At 37.2% G+C, this 18,596-nt stretch carries 22 protein-coding genes; 4 read left to right on the top strand and 18 right to left on the bottom strand.

Translation table 11 applies throughout. The features are described from left to right. Positions 1–60: 60 nt before the first annotated feature. The 6 genes from KI343_RS10415 to KI343_RS10440 all read right to left on the bottom strand — a co-directional run bounded on the left by KI343_RS10415 (position 61) and on the right by KI343_RS10440 (position 3,594). A complete protein-coding gene (locus KI343_RS10415) occupies positions 61–924 on the bottom strand; it encodes a YitT family protein (RefSeq protein WP_212926359.1) in 864 nt (287 codons plus the stop codon). 269 nt (positions 925–1,193) lie between these two features. Next, the gene (locus KI343_RS10420; RefSeq protein WP_212926433.1) at positions 1,194–1,565 is read right to left on the bottom strand and encodes a GNAT family N-acetyltransferase; all 372 of its coding nucleotides are present in this window, start codon (positions 1,563–1,565) and stop codon (positions 1,194–1,196) included. An 86-nt stretch (positions 1,566–1,651) separates the two neighbouring features. Beyond that, a complete protein-coding gene (locus tag KI343_RS10425) occupies positions 1,652–2,299 on the bottom strand; it encodes a uridine kinase family protein (RefSeq protein WP_212926360.1) in 648 nt (215 codons plus the stop codon). An 85-nt stretch (positions 2,300–2,384) separates the two neighbouring features. Next, positions 2,385–2,903, bottom strand: coding sequence for a GNAT family N-acetyltransferase (locus tag KI343_RS10430; RefSeq protein WP_212926361.1), 519 nt, complete (start codon positions 2,901–2,903; stop codon positions 2,385–2,387). Between the two features lie 25 nt (positions 2,904–2,928). Next, positions 2,929–3,363 (bottom strand): aminoglycoside 6'-N-acetyltransferase, encoded by a 435-nt coding sequence (aac(6'), locus tag KI343_RS10435; RefSeq protein ID WP_212926362.1) that lies wholly within the window; start codon positions 3,361–3,363, stop codon positions 2,929–2,931. Positions 3,364–3,378: 15 nt separating this feature from the next. Beyond that, positions 3,379–3,594: a DUF6366 family protein gene (locus tag KI343_RS10440; RefSeq protein ID WP_212926363.1), complete on the bottom strand. Its 216-nt coding sequence runs from the start codon at positions 3,592–3,594 to the stop codon at positions 3,379–3,381. A 156-nt stretch (positions 3,595–3,750) separates the two neighbouring features. Between KI343_RS10440 and KI343_RS10445 the strand changes: the two genes are divergently transcribed. Continuing rightward, positions 3,751–3,957, top strand: a complete 207-nt coding sequence (locus KI343_RS10445; RefSeq protein ID WP_212926364.1) for a zinc ribbon domain-containing protein — start codon at positions 3,751–3,753, stop codon at positions 3,955–3,957. 261 nt (positions 3,958–4,218) lie between these two features. Continuing rightward, entirely contained in the window at positions 4,219–5,454 is a 1,236-nt protein-coding gene (locus KI343_RS10450; protein ID WP_212926365.1) for a CynX/NimT family MFS transporter, read from the top strand. Positions 5,455–5,665: 211 nt separating this feature from the next. Here KI343_RS10450 and KI343_RS10455 read toward each other — a convergent pair whose 3' ends face one another. The 12 genes from KI343_RS10455 to gabR form a co-directional block, all read right to left on the bottom strand. Further along, positions 5,666–6,220 (bottom strand): DUF1648 domain-containing protein, encoded by a 555-nt coding sequence (locus KI343_RS10455; protein WP_212926366.1) that lies wholly within the window; start codon positions 6,218–6,220, stop codon positions 5,666–5,668. Between the two features lie 466 nt (positions 6,221–6,686). Then, the gene (locus KI343_RS10460; protein ID WP_212926367.1) at positions 6,687–7,073 is read right to left on the bottom strand and encodes a hypothetical protein; all 387 of its coding nucleotides are present in this window, start codon (positions 7,071–7,073) and stop codon (positions 6,687–6,689) included. A gap of 78 nt (positions 7,074–7,151) precedes the next feature. Then, positions 7,152–7,541: a hypothetical protein gene (locus tag KI343_RS10465; RefSeq protein WP_212926368.1), complete on the bottom strand. Its 390-nt coding sequence runs from the start codon at positions 7,539–7,541 to the stop codon at positions 7,152–7,154. An 80-nt stretch (positions 7,542–7,621) separates the two neighbouring features. After that, the gene (locus KI343_RS10470; RefSeq protein WP_212926369.1) at positions 7,622–8,005 is read right to left on the bottom strand and encodes a hypothetical protein; all 384 of its coding nucleotides are present in this window, start codon (positions 8,003–8,005) and stop codon (positions 7,622–7,624) included. Between the two features lie 407 nt (positions 8,006–8,412). Next, positions 8,413–8,808, bottom strand: a complete 396-nt coding sequence (locus tag KI343_RS10475; protein WP_212926370.1) for a hypothetical protein — start codon at positions 8,806–8,808, stop codon at positions 8,413–8,415. A gap of 55 nt (positions 8,809–8,863) precedes the next feature. Beyond that, positions 8,864–9,487, bottom strand: coding sequence for a hypothetical protein (locus tag KI343_RS10480; RefSeq protein WP_212926371.1), 624 nt, complete (start codon positions 9,485–9,487; stop codon positions 8,864–8,866). Between the two features lie 44 nt (positions 9,488–9,531). Continuing rightward, positions 9,532–10,149 (bottom strand): hypothetical protein, encoded by a 618-nt coding sequence (locus tag KI343_RS10485; protein ID WP_212926372.1) that lies wholly within the window; start codon positions 10,147–10,149, stop codon positions 9,532–9,534. Then, on the bottom strand, positions 10,125–10,664 hold the full coding sequence (locus tag KI343_RS10490; RefSeq protein WP_212926373.1) for an LXG domain-containing protein: 540 nt from the start codon (positions 10,662–10,664) through the stop codon (positions 10,125–10,127). The genes KI343_RS10485 and KI343_RS10490 overlap by 25 nt, the downstream gene beginning before the upstream one ends. Before the next feature lie 13 nt (positions 10,665–10,677). Further along, positions 10,678–10,989: a DUF5344 family protein gene (locus KI343_RS10495; protein WP_212926374.1), complete on the bottom strand. Its 312-nt coding sequence runs from the start codon at positions 10,987–10,989 to the stop codon at positions 10,678–10,680. Next, the gene (locus KI343_RS10500) at positions 10,982–11,404 is read right to left on the bottom strand and encodes a YwqH-like family protein (protein ID WP_212926375.1); all 423 of its coding nucleotides are present in this window, start codon (positions 11,402–11,404) and stop codon (positions 10,982–10,984) included. The genes KI343_RS10495 and KI343_RS10500 overlap by 8 nt, the downstream gene beginning before the upstream one ends. 260 nt (positions 11,405–11,664) lie before the next feature. After that, positions 11,665–13,596: a fructose-1,6-bisphosphatase gene (locus KI343_RS10505; protein ID WP_212926376.1), complete on the bottom strand. Its 1,932-nt coding sequence runs from the start codon at positions 13,594–13,596 to the stop codon at positions 11,665–11,667. A 258-nt stretch (positions 13,597–13,854) separates the two neighbouring features. Next, complete coding sequence (gene gabR, locus KI343_RS10510; RefSeq protein ID WP_212926377.1) at positions 13,855–15,264, bottom strand: MocR-like transcriptional regulator GabR; 1,410 nt, start codon at positions 15,262–15,264, stop codon at positions 13,855–13,857. A 125-nt stretch (positions 15,265–15,389) separates the two neighbouring features. On the opposite strand from gabR, the gene gabT reads away from it, so the two are divergent. Together gabT and KI343_RS10520 are read left to right on the top strand one after the other, a co-directional pair. Continuing rightward, a complete protein-coding gene (gene gabT / locus KI343_RS10515; RefSeq protein WP_212926378.1) occupies positions 15,390–16,706 on the top strand; it encodes a 4-aminobutyrate--2-oxoglutarate transaminase in 1,317 nt (438 codons plus the stop codon). Between the two features lie 155 nt (positions 16,707–16,861). Further along, a complete protein-coding gene (locus tag KI343_RS10520) occupies positions 16,862–18,253 on the top strand; it encodes an NAD-dependent succinate-semialdehyde dehydrogenase (protein ID WP_212926379.1) in 1,392 nt (463 codons plus the stop codon). Positions 18,254–18,596 lie beyond the last annotated feature (343 nt).

Genomic DNA, 18,596 nt, shown 5'->3' on the forward strand with positions numbered 1-18,596 from the left:
AAGGGAGCCTATGAAATGTAACTTCATGGACTCCCTTTTTTCTGTTTAAAAGCTTTTGCTTTATTTAAAATTCCCGCCACGAACTGCCGAAACCTCGTAGACTGTTACAAACGCAGTTGGATCGACATCTTGAATAATTTCTTTCATTTTGCTTTCTTCAAGTCGTGTAATAACGCATTTAATTTGTTTAAATTGCTTTTTTGAATAACCGCCCTCTACATGTTGCAGCGTGCTGCCGCGTTCCAGACGCTCGCTAATTTCTTTCATCATTTCTTCAGAGTGCTCGGTTATAATATACACCGCTTTGATGCCGCTTAGTCCTTCTTCAATAATGCTAATTACTTTTGAAGCAATGAAATAAGCAATACCAGACATCAGCGCCCCTCGCAATCCAAATACAGTGGATACAACGATAAATACAAATAAATTAAGGAATAGAATTAAGTCACTTGTTCCCAAAGGCAGCTTGCGGGATAATAATACAGCCAGCATATCAATCCCATCTAGTGCTCCTCCATTTCGAAGTGCCAGTCCCATACCTATCCCAATTATAATCCCGCCGACAACGGTAACGAGCAAGGTATCTCCTTCAATTCCACTAATGGTCGGGACATGATGCATTAAGCTTGTACTTATAGCAAGAGAAGCAATTCCAAGAATAGAGAGGACTGCAAAACTTTTTCCAATTTGTTTAAATCCTAAGTAAATAAATGGAATATTTAAAATAGCAATTAGAATTCCTAGCGGTAACCCGGTCCACTGTGACCCAACGATACTCAGACCTGTTACCCCGCCATCAGAAACATTATTCGGTATTAATACTGCTTCCAATCCATAAGCAGTAATAAATCCGCCAATGATGATAATCAGCCCTCTAACAAAAAGCATCGCCTTTCTTGATTTTTTCGTTTGTGGTTTGCTCATCCAATTTTCCTTTCTTCTTTATACATTCTTGTTACTGTATGAAATGTCAGCTCATCAGGGTTTACTATAACTGATTTGAAGCGACTCTTACAGCGTTATAAATAATTAGAGAAAAACACGTCTACTATGCATAGGTTTCCATACTTCACACAGGATAATCCTAAAAAATAGCCTTTTTCAACATTATTTATTATACGCTTCTCCATTTCAAACTCAACTATTTTGCAGTTAAAAAATGTATAATTCCGAAAGACTTACATAGCTCAAATTCATAGCGCCTTCTTGAAAACATAACTCACTTTGGAATAAGCCATTTTATCTTCGTAAAATCGATGAGCATCTTGACGTTGCAGACCTGATGATAAAGCGACAGAAGAAAAATGATGATCTTCTGCCCATTGATGGACAAATGTTAAAAGCTGTTCTCCGTAACCCTTGGAACGGCTTTCTTCAGCTGTAACTAAATCACAAACCCAGACAAATCTGCCATAATACAGTGTAGTCATGGCTTTAAAGCCGACAACAGCAACTATTTTTGAACCTTCATATAGAGCAACTAAATGGTAGCGGTCTATTTCCACCGCTTCTTTTACTAAGTCCAAATAACTCGTTTCATCAAGATGTGTTCGCAGTTGATGCATGACCTTATATGCAGAACGCCATTCTTTTTCTGTTATTAATTCTTTTATTTTCACGCTATTCCCCTTCCTAAATAAGCAGTGTATACCTAATTTGTCGGTAATTGTTTTTTCTCTATCTGCATACCTTTTTCATCAGTAAAAAGAATAATATCTGCCTGATTTTTATACGGATGCATGAAATGTCTATATTGCACTCTTCTTTCCTGGTGTGATTTTTGTATATTTACCAGATTTTGATTCCGTTCTGTTGTATCTCGACTGGAACGTCTAGCTAGTTCTGTCTTTCCATCTGTATATAGAAAAACCTGTAAGTCGAAATGCTTAGGGTTAATAAATGCAACACTCATGCCTTCCACAACCGTAAGCTTTTTATATGGATTAATCGTTTCACTTGGCAAATAAACCGTATCTATCGTGTTCCATTCCATGTCTAGGCGAGTCATTTGGAGATCACGTTCTAATGCTTCTACATAATGCGCTAAAGGATGGCAAGCAGTCATTTTGGCAGTACGGGTTTCGTTTTGATAGGAATATGTAATCCTTGTGTCCCTTCTCAACGCCGAGTTGACGATATACGGATCCGTACAAATCAAATTCGCATCTTGTCCAAAAGCCTCCTGCAATCGGGCAGCAAATGCTGTTTTCCCAGCTCCTCCATGCCCAGTAACCCCAATAATTACCTGCGTTTCTTGGGAGTGTATCCATTTTATTAATTCTTGTATGACGATATCCAAGCGTATTACCCCCTATTCTTTATTGCAGCCCGTACAAGGCAAAAAAGCTCTTATTTTAAGGAAACTTGCTAATTTTCATTCCCGACTATTTTTGTTTGAGAATATTCCGCCATTCGTAAACAAATAGTTCCAATATATCGCCGGCAATCTGAATATCCCTCTTTTCAACAAGTTCCGCTCCAAAATGTTCATAAAACAATCGGCTGTCATTTGCTGCTAAAACCTCGACCTGAACAGTTTGAATAGATTGCTCTATAAAACGCTTAAAGGATTCCAATAACAAAGCTTTCCCGATCCCTTTCCTCTGCCAACCTTCCAGTAAATAGGCGGATGTAACTTCGCCTACTCTGGCAGAACCTGCAGATTCCTTCTTTATAGACATATTTAGATATCCAACAACCTCTTCACCTGCATCTACAGCTACCAAGGTGGTGCTGCCACCAGCTTGAATGATATTTCTCCATTTCTCCTTCTTAACTTCCATAGAAAGCTGCTGTAAAATCGAATTGGACATAATACCTCGATAAGTTGTTTGCCAGCTCTCTACATTTACTTTGCCAATTCCGCCTGCATCAGAGATCCTTGCTTCTCTAATTAAAACCATCCTAACCCACCCCTCAATTTCGAATCTATAGAGATTTCTTGAAACAAATAATCCGCCCCGCTTCTTTAAAACCAAGACGAAGATGCATAGCAAGACTTTCGTTGTTATCTATCGTGCAATCACTTGCAAATTCGCTGCATCCCATTTCTTTTGCCCACTGCTCACAAGCCCTTACCAATTGCCTTGCATAACCTTTTTTCCTATGCGATTCTTGGACATAGATACCTTCTAAATAGCCAACTGGTGATGTTTCCGTCCCCTCTACATAATCAAATCTTAACTGACCTTGCGCGAACCCGACAGCCCGCTCATCATCCACAGCAAGTAAAATACATGCATGTTTATCCTTTAAATACGCTTCAAATTCTTCTTTTAATTCCAAAAGTTCATTTTCTGGCCATAGCATTTTCGCTAAACTAACGATACTATCTATATCCTGACTGTTAGCTTCTTTCAGCATTCTTTCACCTCTTAATCAAATAATAATTAAAACCATCAACCCAACAACAATCAGTGCTAAAAGAACGAGTAATGCCCCTTTCCATCCCAATCCACCAAATAAATCAGCAAAATTTCCAGAAGAATCTGTTCTATTAAGTGAGTCCCTAATATTCCCAGTCGGATTCCCTTTTAATTCTTCTTGTCTTAGCCGCTCACGTTCTTCTTCAGGAGCCCTTTTCTTTTCACTCATTGTCCATACTCCTTTTCGCTGTATATTATTTAAAATATTCAAAGTTGAGATATAATTATAACAAACATTTCAAGTTGATTGTAAATTGATTCTGTTTAAAATTGGTGAAACCAACCAATACTTTCTTTCGTAAATACGTATCAAGAGGTGATAAAATTGAAAACTGGAGAAGGTTGTGTCAAATGCGGTAGTCGAAATGCGGATAAAAAAGATGTATCCATGACAGGATCAGGTATTTCTAAAATTTTTGATGTACAGCATAATCGTTTCATCGTCGTATATTGTAAGGATTGCGGTTACTCGGAGTTCTATAATAGAGAAAGTTCTAAAGCAAGCAATGTCTTTGATTTGTTTTTCGGATGATGATTCCATCAGAAGCTTTTTAGCTTAATAGCACGATTTATTAATACGTATTTTTTATAATCAGAAAAGAAGCATGGTTCCTATTACGCCATGTTTCTTTTTATGCAAAAAATATATTATTCATTATTATCAGCTGTCCCACTTTTGGATAAGATAACGGCAGCAGCCTGGATAATCAAAATATCTTTACATACACTTCTCCTCTCTGATAGAATAGTTTCTTATCTGTGTTCAAAATACGTTGTAAAGGACTTGTTTTTTATGAATTTCTCAAAGAAAGCTTTTTTAAATAGATATTATATTTTCCTTTTACTCTTGGCCATTTTATTGATTGCAGCAACGTTACGTTCTCCAATTACATCTGTCGGACCGCTTATTCCTTTTTTCCGGGATGAACTGGGAGCTTCCAACGCTTTGATTGGATTAGTCAATACCCTGCCTTTACTAGCTTTCGGTTTATTCTCTCCATTTGTTCCAAGAATATCCAGTAAGTTTGGGATGGAATTCACCCTGCTCATTGCTATGTTATGTCTATCTTTTGGTGTATTTATTAGGGCTAGCGGGGGTATAGAGTTATTACTTTTCGGAACGCTCTTGGTCGGAATGGCCATTGCTGTGGGTAATATACTCATGCCGGGGTTAATTAAATCGACCTTTCCTTATCGATTGGGGCTGATGACAGGTCTTTATTCGGTATCAATGAATTTATTCGGAGCGCTTGCCTCTGGCATTTCTGTACCTATTGCTTCCGTAACAGGATTTGATTGGCGAAATGCAATGCAAATATGGAGCATACTTTCTTTAGTCGCTGTAGTTATCCTATTACTTCGGCTGCCGGCCATGCGCTCAGCTAGAAAAAAAGTGTTTGTTGACGTAAAAAGTCAGCCATCTAAAGCGATCTTTAAATCGAAAATTGCCTGGGCAGTTACTTTTTTTATGGGTTTACAATCTTTAATACCCTATAGTTTATTCACATGGCTGCCTGATATTTTAATTACCAAGGGATTTAATGAAAGTGAAGCTGGATGGTTAATTGCTATCTATCAAGTCGGACTTATCCCAACGACATTTATTGCTCCAATTCTTGCCGGTCGCATGCAGAACCAGCGTCTGATCGGCTGCAGCGCTGGCTTATTATTTTTCTTTGGTTTATTAGGAGTTGCTTTTACTTCATCTCATTTAATCATTATTATCTTTCTTATATTAACTGGGATTGGAGCCGGAACTGCATTCAGTTTAGCGATGATGTTCTTTGTTCTCCGTACCAGCACCGTTATGGAATCGGCGCAATTATCCAGTATGGCTCAATCTGTTGGTTATATTGTTGCTTCTATCGGTCCTCTTTTTCTTGGAACTATCGCCGACAAGACTGAAGGCTGGACAGTACCGTTTATTATTTTAATGACTGCAGCACTGTGTATCGCATTCCTTGGAACAGTCGCTGGGAAGGACCAGAAGATTTCCTTTGAGGCGGCAAAAGAATCAACTACACAATAAAATTCATAAGTAAAATGAGGCCGAAGAAGATTACTCTGGGCCTCATTTTATTTCATATATACTTCACTGTTTATGCCACTCCCACTTGATTGCATGACTCTACTTTTTGATTTCTACCCATTGTAGTTCACACAGAAATTAGCCAGCCGTAATTCAATGAAGCCTATCGTAAACTGGCAGATTATTATATTTGCAGATATGAAAGTAATCCCTATCTATCAATTATATTATCCCTTGCCTGTCTAACATCATGATACATTTTCCAAGTATAAAAAATGGTTAAAATAAGGATTATCCCTAATGTCATCATTACACCTGATCCAAGTCCATCTTGATTCCCCAGACCTGATTGAATTATTCCATAGTGAATAAGCCAGAAGAGAATGCTAACGAATAGATTCATTAGTGCGAGCATTCTTGCTGAATTTTTCTTCACAAGGATGATTTGCTTTTCTGTTAGTTCTTCTTTTTTTATAAATGGGATGTTCACCATTTGCAGACTGTCTACTGTATTATCTGATTTTACGATAAGAAAATAATTAAGTACAAAACAAAGAATTGTAGTATGTATATATAAGATCATGAGACCAATTAACGTACCTTTATTGCTCCACCCATCTGGTTCCCCTTGTAAATTAAAATGAGTTGGTATTTCGTTAGGTAATTTGCCGAATGAAAAAATCACATAAAAAATAGTTATAAATAGGATAGAAAAAGTCAGTACATCAATTAGTGGTGAATAATATTTGCTAATGTTCCTCCACATAGGATTATCCCCACCTTGTTAATATTTAAACTGCAACAGCTTTCATTAGTACATACGATTGAAAAGCCATTTCGTTTCATTTTAAAAATCAAGTATTATCGTCCATTTGCGGCTGAATCCCGAATCCGGTCAGCCAACATACTCTCTTTGAAAATTGACAAGCCTAAAAATGAATCAGGCTAGTACGACCAGTCCCGCAAGCCGGCCGCATATTAAGGGCCACCTAATGTTTAACATCTCTACATGACATCTCACCGTCATTCCAACTATCTTTTGGAGGCTAGATGTTCTCCAATGCATTGGGCCGGCACTAAATAATTTTCTTTTAACATCACGCCTTTATATACAGACTTCTTGCAAATTAGTGAAATTATAGAGAATTAACATAAGATCAGAAACTTTGAAAGCTACTTTTATATTCGGCCATCTTCTTCCTCCGCTTTTGTTTACATAGAAATTATTATTATTATTGGCGTTCTAAATAACAATTCTCTTCTTCTCTGATATCTCCTTTCAAACCAACTTCGTCCTCATTAACTTTTTCGATATAATAACTTCGATAAATGCCAAAATCGAATCCATCAAAATAAATAACAGGTCCTTCTTCACTTTTCTCTATCCAATAAGAAAGTTCTCTATCGTATTCTTCAGAATAAACCGTTTCATTATCTTTAAATTTAATCCCCTTACTAATACTAGATGAACAGTATGGCTCTCCTTTTGGCTTTCCCTCTATATATCCTGCTGTTGCCACCCATTTCCCTTCTATTAAATCATCCTCAGTTACGATAGTACCGCAACCAGCAAGAAAGATTAACAAGATAGGGAGAGAATAATATTTTAGCCAGTTCAATTTTGTACCACTTCCATTAAATGAATAGATTTTCATTTCTGATTTTCTTACATATTATAGCTTACACAGAACTTCATATTATTGGCGTTCGAAATAACAATTCTGTCCCTCAAAAAATAATCTCCCAACCAAACCAAATTCATCCTCACTAATCTTTTCTATAAAAAATGTTCGATGCATACTACCATCAATCCGTTGAAGATTAATAATAACTCCTTCATTATCTTTTTCTAGCTCATATGAAAAGTCACTTTCATATCCTTTTGAATACACCGTTTCTTCATCTTTAAATTCTAGTCCAGGGTCTACACTGGGAGAACAGTAGGACTCTCCTTCTGGTTTTCCATCCTTATACCCTGCAGTTACTACCCATTCTCCTTCTATTAAATCATCTCCCGTAATATCGTCCGTGCTGCAACTGATAAGAAAGATGAGTACGGCAAATAACAAACTATACTTTACATACATCACTTTTTATCCTACTCCCGGTTGTTGTTCGACTCTATTTGTGATTTTTCTTACTCTTTATAGCTCCACAGAATTTTTTATTATTGTCGCTCCAAGTAACAATTCTCACCTTCTAGAAGCCCATTCCCTATCAAACCTATTTCATCTTCACTTATCTTCTCTATATAAAAATTCCGGTATACGATCCCTTCAAGGTAGATAGCACGCTCTCCTTTCTTCCCCTCTAATTCATAGTAAAAGTCACTTCCATACGCTTTAGAATAAACCGTTTCTTCATCTTTAAACTCTAAGCCATAACTTACACTATTTGAACAATACGACTCTCCTTCTGGTTTCCCGTCCTTATATCCTGCAGTTGCTATCCATTCTCCTCCTATTAAATCTTCTTCCGTTATCTCATCTGTAGTGCAGCTGACAAGACAGATGAGTATGGAAAATAACAAACTATACTTTACATACCTCACTTTTTACCACTCCACTTAACTAATAACTCTTCCTTACAAATTTTTTTATCCATTGGTGTTCACATTACAAAAAATCTTATTCACGGCGCTCTAAATAACAATTTGCACCTTCAACAAGCGAATTTCCTATCAAACCTATTTCATCTTCATTTACTTTTTTTCGATATAAAAAACTCGATACACGATTCCTCTAAAATTAATGGTAAGCCCTTCTTTCCATTCCTCTAATTCATAGAAAAAATCCAATGTTCGTCAGTTAAATCATCTTCATCTACTGTGATACTATAGCCAGTAAAAACAGGGATATAACTAAGAAAAATCTATACTTTAATTTATTCATAGATATTTCACCCGTGCCTACACGACAAAAGATATTCTTATCTCATATAACTTAACAGAAGATTTTATTATTGACGCTCCATATAGCAGGATTCTCCCTCCCCAAGATTTCCTTTCCCTGTCAAGCCAACCTCATCCTCGTTAATCTTGTCAATATAATATTTATCATAAATACCAAAGTCTTCCCCTTGAAAATAAATAACAGGGCCGCCTTTACTCTTCTCTATCCAATAAGAAAAATCACTATCGTAAGCTTCTACATAAACTGTTTCTTTATCTTTAAACTCAAGTCCCTTCCATACACTAGGCAAGCAGTACGGTTCTCCTACTGGCTCTCCATTTTCATATCCTGCAGTTGCTTTCCATTCTCCTCCGATTAAATCTTCTTCTGTTACGATAGTGCTACAACTACCAAGACATAGTAATATAACAAAATAGAAGATATATTTCATTCGATCTAACAACATACCACTCCTTATTAGTTCATTAATTATTTATTAATTTAAAATTTTAAAAATGTTACTTCTCTCCGTTTGCCAGACTTTCAATAGACTTCCCATGTTTGGCACCCTCATAAATGTATGAATATGTTTTCCATCCGAATTCATTATTTACTTCTTTCAGTTTCTCACCAATTGCATACCAATCATGCGCATTAATTTCTTTTTCTGGGAAATAAAGATTAGGGTTTTTCTCATGAAGTTCTCTCCATCTCTCTAATTTTATAAATGTTCCATCTAAAGGATAAAGTTGTACATCTAATCCTCTACCATTATTATGCTCGCTAATTGCAACTTCTAAATTTAGTCTTTCTGCTACCAGTAATGCTTCATCAAGTATTATACCTTCCTCATATTCTTTCTTATCAGAATGAAATTCTACAGTTGCTTTTCCAGCGTCTACAATAGCAGTTATACCTGCTATTTTCGCTATCTGGGAAATTACTTTACCCGTAACTTTTTTTGCTACAAAATTTGCTTCATAATCAGCATATTCTTCTTTTAATTCATTCAATTCGCTCTCCCTAATGTTAGTAGATGCTGATGGTCCTACGGCGTATGTTATGCTTGTCTTTTCTTCTTTAGTTGCAACAAAGTAAGTCTGTTCATAATATATCTCATTATGATATTCTACCTTACTCATTATATTATCATCTCCATTGTAATCAGCTGCGTGTACTCTTGAGTTTAGTTATGACCAAAGATGTCCTTATGACCTTCTTCATTTTCAATATTAAATACTTCATATTCCATATCAAACACCTTAATAACTTTATCCTCAACTACCATTTGAGTATGATAATCTTTCAACAACATCAAATAAGCTTCTAACTTAGTACGATCACTATCATGCACATTAGTCTCACTCGGAAGTTTATTCCCAATAAAAACATAAGCCTGAACCATTTCCATTTCTTCTTCCAATCTCCTGTCAGAAATAACAACCTTTTCATTCAGCCTATCGGTTAACTTATCAATATTTTCCTCATCAATATAACCAGCAATTTCCTCAACTTCTTTTCTTTTTTCATCATCCAGAAGTTCATTTTGAAAGTAATCATAAATAATATCTGTTTCCTCTGGGGATAAGGTTTTGCCACCTGCCATTTTTTGCAGTACTTCCTCTAACACCACATTTCTTTCTTCTTCACTTACTCCATTTATAAATAGATTAGTGGGTATAATTACCCCCGCAGCGGCTCCCCTATTAAAATCCCTAACCGTTAAATCGCCATTTTTCGTAGCATTCCCTACTTGGGACAGGTAATCTTTCATTGTGCTTAAATCCGTACGCACCGCTTCCATTGCTTCCACTTGCGCTTCGTCGATTTCATATAACCGTCTACAATGTTCCGCACTTTTTTCTTCCCATTATCTGCATGCTCCAGTACTTCTGTTTCATCGATCTTAGCTAGTGAAACAATATCTGACACACGATCTATAATATCATTCGCCTCTGTTGTAAATTCTTGAGCTCGGTCTTCCACTTTTTCAAATCCTGCGATGACCTTTTCCTCTAAAAACTCTTCACGAATAAATCCATCTGGGGATGATTCAAATTCTTGAACAGACTCTTGCATCGTTGTAATTGTCTCTTTATAATTTTCCAGCCATTGCTGAAGAAAGCTAAGAAAAGGCCCATGAACCTCTTTAAAATAAGTACGGATAGCGTCTCCAGCTTCTCCGCTTAAAACATCTTTTGAATTATAGAAATTAGTAATCGAGGTTTGTAAAGTGCTGACATCCTCCACCACTGTATCAATATCATTTTTTCCTTCTTCCAGCCCTTCCATGAATGCATCCATATCTAAAACCTTCAATTGCAGCACCCCTTTATTTATCTATACTTTTAGGTTTTACCTGTGTTTCTCTTAATGACGAGTCCCTGGCTTGAAGAGCATCTGTCTCTTCCATCTTATCGATTGCCTCTTCCGCCGCTTGTAAATTTTGAAGAAAAGTTTGCTCAAATTGGGATAAAAGTGTATTGAATTCTTCATTTATTTCATTAAACACGTCTGCCATATCCAGGACATTTTCTCCTTCTACCTCTTTTCTAAAAGATGTTTCCATTGCGTTTAAAGCTGCGCGCATATCGGAAACTCCCTGCTTGGCAATTTCAGGATGTATTCTAATTTCCTTACTCATTTTTCCGCGCCTCCTCTTTCTTTTTTTCAAGCTCTTCTTTCCGCGATTCCATTGATGAAATATTACTTTCTAAACTGCTGATTCCTTCTTCAATTTGTTCTATCTTCTCTTCTATTTCCTCGATAACTTTTTTAATCTGCTCTTCTGACATCGCAATAAAGCTTGTCTTTAAGCCATCTTCTCTTATCTCTGTTACATCTTTTGCATTTTCTCCTTCAAAGTTATTTGATGTAAATTCCGGTTTTGAACACTCTCCCTCAACATCCGAGAAATCCCCCTGCACTTCCACTAATTCCGAATGTGCTTTTTCTAATCGCTCCAAATCATCCTGTTTACTAGATAATACCTGTTTACTAATCCCTATACTTCGATCTACCATCATCAATTTGTTTGTGATAACAAAGGATTCAGACACTAATAATCACCTCCACTTTCTAACTATTATTCAAATTTCGCGTAATAACTTTTCCCTCTATTTATCACATCTTAATGGAAATTCAAATGATTTTAAAGAGAATTTTAAGTTTTAACACTTCACCATATGGTTGCGACCAACTGCTCATCCTTTGAAAAAATAAGTATAAATTCCACCACGTTACGAAGTCTTTTTGTGCATAAAAAAACAGGCTACCTAAATGATTTCATTTAGATAACCTGCTCTTGTCCTTGCTTCCCTTAATGAAGATAACGGTACGCCATCAGCTGATTTAACATCTCAATTTCTTCTTGCAGCTTGGCTCCGATATTGGTTTCCCGGACTTTCTTCCGTTCTAGTTCTTTGTCTACTACTCGTCGGACAGATAAAACATCTGCTCCATTTAATACCACATCTTCTTTGGAATTAAAATGCTGGTGGGCAACGAGCTGCATACCGAATGAATTATATAATAAGGTGTATCCAGCAATACCTGTTGTTGATTGATACGCCTTTGAGAATCCTCCGTCGATGACAATCATTTTTCCATTCGCCTTGATAGGGTTCTCCCCATCAATTTCTTTTACTGGGGTATGTCCATTAATGATATGCCCATGCTCAGGGTCCAGATCAAATTCTTTCAGCACTTTTTGGCACATATCCACATCTTCACGTAAATAATAATATGGATTTTTTTGTTCGTGATGCGATGCCTTATCAGAAATAAAGTAACGCTCAAAAGTGGTCATGGCCCGTTTACCGAAGAGCGAAGAATATTCTCCTGTCCATAAGTACCACACCATATCTGTCGCTAAATCATCTGTCGTTTCTTTGTCTGCAAAAGCTTGGCGCAAATAACCTTCAAATTTATCTAGTAATTCTCTTCCTTTATACGCTTTTCCTTCAATTTCCATTCGCTCCATATTTCCATTTTCATCAACTGGAATACAGCCGTGGATTAATAGATTTCCATTATATTTAAGATACAAATTTCCTTTTTTCATTAAGAAATTCATATGTCTTTTTAACTTCTCGGATTGTTGTACAGAGAGTAAAAGTTTGTCGATAACTTCTTCTTCTTCAGGCAATAGCTTCGCAGGATCAGCAGGATCCACCGTAGAGAAACACGTATTTTCCAGTGGATAGGTTTTTCCGTAAATAGTGATTTCCTGTTTCTCGTAATCTACTTTCTCTAAAACGAGTCTTTCCTCCATATTAAAAAAAGGGCGTCGTTTAATAATTGGGCTTTCTAGCTTAAATTGAATCATAGCTATCGCTTGATGAATCTTCGTGATTTGTAATTTTTCTTGAGCCGAAATATCCTTATCTGGAGATTTCTTAGGTCGGAACGCAGGATTATCCCCATAATATTTTGCCGCTAACGTAAGTAATGGACGCAAATTAATCCCATAAGCATCTTCTATGATATCTAAATTATCATAACGTGCACAGATTCGAATAATATTCGCCAGACAAACCTTGGATCCTGCATACGCCCCAATCCACAAGACATCATGGTTACCCCACTGAATATCAACCGAGTGATAATTGATCAGTGTCTCCATAATTTTATCCGGCTCTGGACCGCGGTCATAAATATCACCAACAACATGCAGATGATCGACGACCAGTTGCTGGGTTGTATAAGATAAGCCGGTAATTAATTTATCTGCCTGACCTAAGGAAATAATTTTTTCTACAATTTTTTCATAATATGATTTCTTATTCGTATATTCATCCGTCTTATACAGCAACTCTTCAATTATATACACGAATTGTTCCGGTAATGCCTTTCGCAGCTTTGAACGTGTATATTTAGAGGAAGCATAGGAGATTAAATGAATCATATGATGGATTTTCTCTGCATACCATTCATCCAGCGCCTGCTTTGAATTAAATTGCTCCTTGATGAGCTTCAGCTTCTCTTCTGGATAATAGACAAGTGCAGCAAAATCACTAATGTCTTCCTCTGATAATGTATCCTTAAAAATATCATTTATTTTCTCTCTTACTTTTCCGGAACCATTTCGTAAAACATGTTGAAAAGCTTGATACTCCCCATGTAAATCACTTACAAAATGTTCTGTTCCTTTTGGCAGATCCAGAATTGATTCTAAATTAATAATCTCTGTAACTACCTTCTCTTCACTATCATATTTTTCCGCTAATAAATCAAGGTATTTTTTATTCATCCTCTAGATCCCCCTCGCATGAATTATGTTATATTAATTTAAAATAGTATAACACTTTCGGAGAAGAATTTCAGTTATGAAAAACTGCTGTGACAATTAAAAAGAGGTAAAATAAGCAAGCAGCGAAGGCAAAACAGTACGTGAATGTCCTTATTTCAATCGGTCCATCTTTAGTAATCAACTATTCCATACGATATACACATTGACTCGGTAAAGGCATATTTAAAATCCCTTAGCTAATTCCCTCGTTTGCGTATTTCATCTAATGACCCTATCCAACCTATCTAGCGCTTCAGGGATTTCTTCTTCATCAATATTTGCAAATCCAATCACAAGTTCAATCCAGTTGTTCATTCGTTTCTTTTCTTTAAGCATAAAACGACGCATGGTGTATATTTCCAGTTTCTCCTCTTTGGCTTTCGTTTCGACCTCCTCATATGTTTTATCCGATTTGAAACGTGCTAGAAAATGTAATCCCGCCGGTATATCTTCAATATATACCTCTTGCTTAAACTTAGAATACAGCTGATCAATTAATAATCTTCGTTTCATTTCATAATGATGATTCATCCTTTTAATGTGTCTTGAATAGCTCCCATTTTCGATAAAGTAATGCAATGTGAACAGACCAAGCGAGTTGCTGAATTGCATTATATCTGTAGCATGTTTTCGGTATTCTCTTAATAAATCAGGAGGCAGAACCATATAACTGATCCTGGTTCCGGGTAATAGTGTTTTGGAAAAAGTACCAGTATAAATAACACGCTGATTACGATCAAGGCTTTGCAAAGAAGGAATGCTGTCACTTTCATATTTAAACTCACTGTCATAATCATCCTCGACAATGTATCTGCCCTCTTCTTCTACGGCCCAATTCAATAGCTCGATACGTCTTGAAATCGGCATAATTTTGCCCGTTGGAAATTGGTGGGAGGGAGTCACAAATAAGTAATTTGCTTTTGATGAAGCAACTTCTTTTATATCGATGCCTTTATCATCCAACTCTATCGGTTTAACGTAAAAACCCATCTTGTTTAATAATCTGTAGAAACGAGAATAACCTGGATTCTCAACGGCAATGATCTGTTTTTTATCTTGGATTGACATTAATTGCTGAATCAGCAGTTGTGAACCAGCCCCGATTACAATTTGCTCCGGCTCACAAACAACTCCCCGTGATAAGGCTATCATCCGGCTAATGGTTTTTCTTGTCTTATAAGGTCCTTGAGGATGCCCAAGTTCAGAAAGCTCCTTTTTGTGATTATCAACAGCCTTGTTCTCGCATTTCATCCATTCCTTAAAAGGAAATAGGGAAATATCTGCAGACATATGGGACAATGATACCCAGTCCTCTTTGTTGACATCGGTTTCTTTCAAATCAGCAGGCAGTTGGTTCAGAGTAGCACCTTGAGTGTGAAATTCCGTGCCGCTTTCAACAAAGTAGCCTTTACGTTCAATTGTATATATGTATCCTTCTGCAAGCAGTTGGTCATATGCGTTAGCAATTGTATTAATACTAACGTTTAATTCTTTTGCCAATTGCCGTTTGGAAGGTAATTTTTCACGCGCCCTTAAATTTCCGCGTAAGACATTCTCCTTAATCCCCTCATAAATTTGCTGGTATTTAAAATGATTATTAGAGCTATAACTCAACGTTAAAAAATCCATTAAACCCACCTCATCTGGTACCAAATCTTTTTACTAACTGGTACTTTTTATTATACCAGATAATTGTCATACTATTGAATATAGAGTGTAAATTATTTAAACACCAACGAACGAGGAGGATATAGATGACTACTACAACACATTTATCCAGTACTGAATTACAGAAAAAAAGAGAGAAGTTTATCCCTAAAGGTGTAAGTAATGGTAATCTAAATATAGCGCACAAGGCATCGGGTGCAACAGTTATTGATATCGATGGGAAGGAATGGATTGACTTTGCAGGGGCAATCGGAACATTGAATGTGGGTCATAGCCATCCGAAAGTAACTGAGGCTGTCAACAGGCAAGTAGAAAAGTTTTTGCACCCTGGTTTCAATGTTATGATGTATGAAGGTTATATTGAACTGGCTGAAAAGTTATGTGAAATTACACCAGGTAATTTTGATAAACAAGCCCTCTTGCTTAATTCCGGGGCTGAAGCAGTTGAAAATGCAGTTAAAGTTGCACGCCGATATACAAACAGGCAAGCCGTTGTTTCCTTTACACGCGGGTTCCATGGAAGAACCAATATGACGATGAGTATGACGAGTAAAGTAAAACCATATAAATTTGGATTCGGACCATTTGCGCCAGAGGTTTATCAGGCACCTTATCCCTACACTTACCGTAAACCAGAGGGGATATCTGAGGAAGCATACGTTGATCAAGTGATTGAGGATTTTAAAGAATTCTTCATTTCGACTGTTGCACCAGAGACCGTTGCTTGTGTTGTCATGGAACCTGTTCAAGGGGAAGGCGGATTTGTGATTCCACCGAAAAAATTCGTTCAAGCTGTTAGTGCATTTTGTAAAGAACATGGAATTGTATTTGTAGCTGATGAAATTCAAACCGGATTCGGGCGGACAGGAACATTGTTTGCCATTGAGCAATTTGATGTAGAACCCGATCTCGTGACCGTTTCCAAATCATTGGCTGCCGGCTTACCATTAAGCGGCGTTGTCGGAAAAACAGAAATTATGGATGCTGCAGATCCTGGGGAATTAGGTGGAACTTATGCAGGAAACCCTGTCGCATGTGCCGCTGCATTAGCTGTAATTGACATTATTGAAGAAGAAAATCTAAATCAAAAATCAGAAGCTATCGGCCAGAAGATTGAAACAAAACTTCATGAATTAGCGGAAAAACATGGATTTATCGGGGAAATCCGCCGCCTTGGATCTATGGTTGCTGTTGAAATCATTGAAGACCGTAACAGTAAAACACCAGACAAAGTAAAAACAGGCAGCATTACGAAATACGCTAATGAAAATGGATTACTGCTTCTATCTGCAGGTATTAAAGGGAATGTAATCCGCTTCCTATCGCCACTTGTCATTACAGATGCCGAGTTGGAAAAAGGACTAAACATTCTCGAAGATGCTTTTGCTGCAGTTTCACAATAATAAAGACTCCAGGCACATTGGCATAAGTAATGGCGAGAACCAAAAGTTACGAAAGCGGAAATACGTTTGATCCGTAATCGCGTAATAGGCCGGCTGTTATTTGGTTTTGCAGACGGCACCTAATCAATCTAAATACGGAAAGGAGCTATACTAAAATGACAAATTATTTTAATGTAATTAATCCAGCTACAGGGGAATTCATTCAAGAAGTAAAAATAGATAGTGAGGAAGAAATTATACAGGCCATCAAAAAAGGGCATGAAAGTTTTAAAACGTGGTCAAAAATCAATGCGCATGAACGTTCACGATTAATAAAAAAATGGTCAGAAAAAGTAACAGAGAACAAGCAGGAAATAGCGGAAATCATGACAAAAGAAAATGGTAAACCATTAAGTGAATCATTAGGAGAGGTTGACTATTCGGTCTCCTACCTTGATTGGTATGCCGAAGAAGCTAAGCGAATTTACGGAAGAACGATTCCAGCGAATACGGAATCTAAACGAATAACGGTTACAAAAGAACCGATTGGACTTGTTGCAGCAATCACACCATGGAACTTCCCTGCAGCTATGATGGCGAGAAAAGCAGCACCTGCTCTTGCAGCGGGATGTACATTCATCGTTAAACCTGCAACGGAAACACCGTTAACAGGTATGAAATTCATTGACCTGGCTCATGAAGCAGGTATTCCAAAAGACGCTATCCAATATGTAAATGGACGCGGCAGTCTTATTGGCGATATATTCACAAATAGTAAGTACATCCGAAAAATCACGTTTACAGGCTCAACTCCTGTCGGAAAGGAATTAATCAAAAATAGTGCCGACACGATGAAGCATGTCACCATGGAATTAGGCGGTCACGCTCCCCTAATTGTGGCCGAGGATGCAGATCTTGATTATGCAGCGAAACAAACCGTTGGAACGAAATTTAGAAATGCAGGACAAACTTGTGTCTGTGCTAATCGAATTCTTGTTCATGAAAATGTGGTCGATGAATTCACCGAAAAATTTGTTGCTGAAGTAAAGAAACTTAACGTCGGAAACGGTTTGGAAGAAGGAACAGACGTCGGACCAATTATCAATGAAAAAGGTTATGAAAAAATCGTGGAACAAATCAAGAATGCGAAAGAAAATGGAGCGGAAGTCATGATCGGTGATAAGTATGATGCTGATAAAGAAAAAGGATATTTCTTTATTCACCCTACTGTCTTAAAAGAAGTAACTACAGACATGACAATCATGCAGGAAGAAACATTCGGGCCAGTAGCTCCAATTACAACCTTCAAAACGCTTGAAGAGGCAGTTGAACTTGCAAACAGCACTCCATATGGATTGGCAGCTTATTTCTTTACGAATGACTACCGAACAGGAACCTATCTACACGATCATTTGCAGTTTGGCATTATCGGCTGGAATGATGGCGGTCCATCCGCAGCACATGCACCATTTGGCGGTATGAAAGAAAGCGGGCTTGGACGTGAAGGCGGAATAGAAGGTATTGAACCGTATCTAGAAACAAAATATATGTCCATTGGCGGATTTTAATTATTCGCATCAGTCATCTATTAAAAATGGGTCAAAACCAAAATCTATGGTTGATATTAAAGAATAAATATGTTAATTACGTCTAGCTAGAGCGGAGGAAAAACACGGAGACTCCTATGGGAAAGCGCAATGGTCTTCGGTGGGGCGAGTAATCGCAGTCCCAGTGTGAAGACCCCGCAGAAAAAGTGATCTTCTTTTTCGAGGAGGCTGAGCGCAAGCCCATGGAAAGCGTAGTGTTTTTCCGTAGTGGTTGCTCATAACAAATTCAATATAATTTGTTATCCATAGATTTTGGTGAAGAGTCTTAAAAATTAATAAAAAAGAGGGCCAATTCTATAAAAAT

This window comes from Oceanobacillus sp. J11TS1, assembly GCF_018333215.1.
Lineage (GTDB): Bacteria > Bacillota > Bacilli > Bacillales > Amphibacillaceae > Oceanobacillus.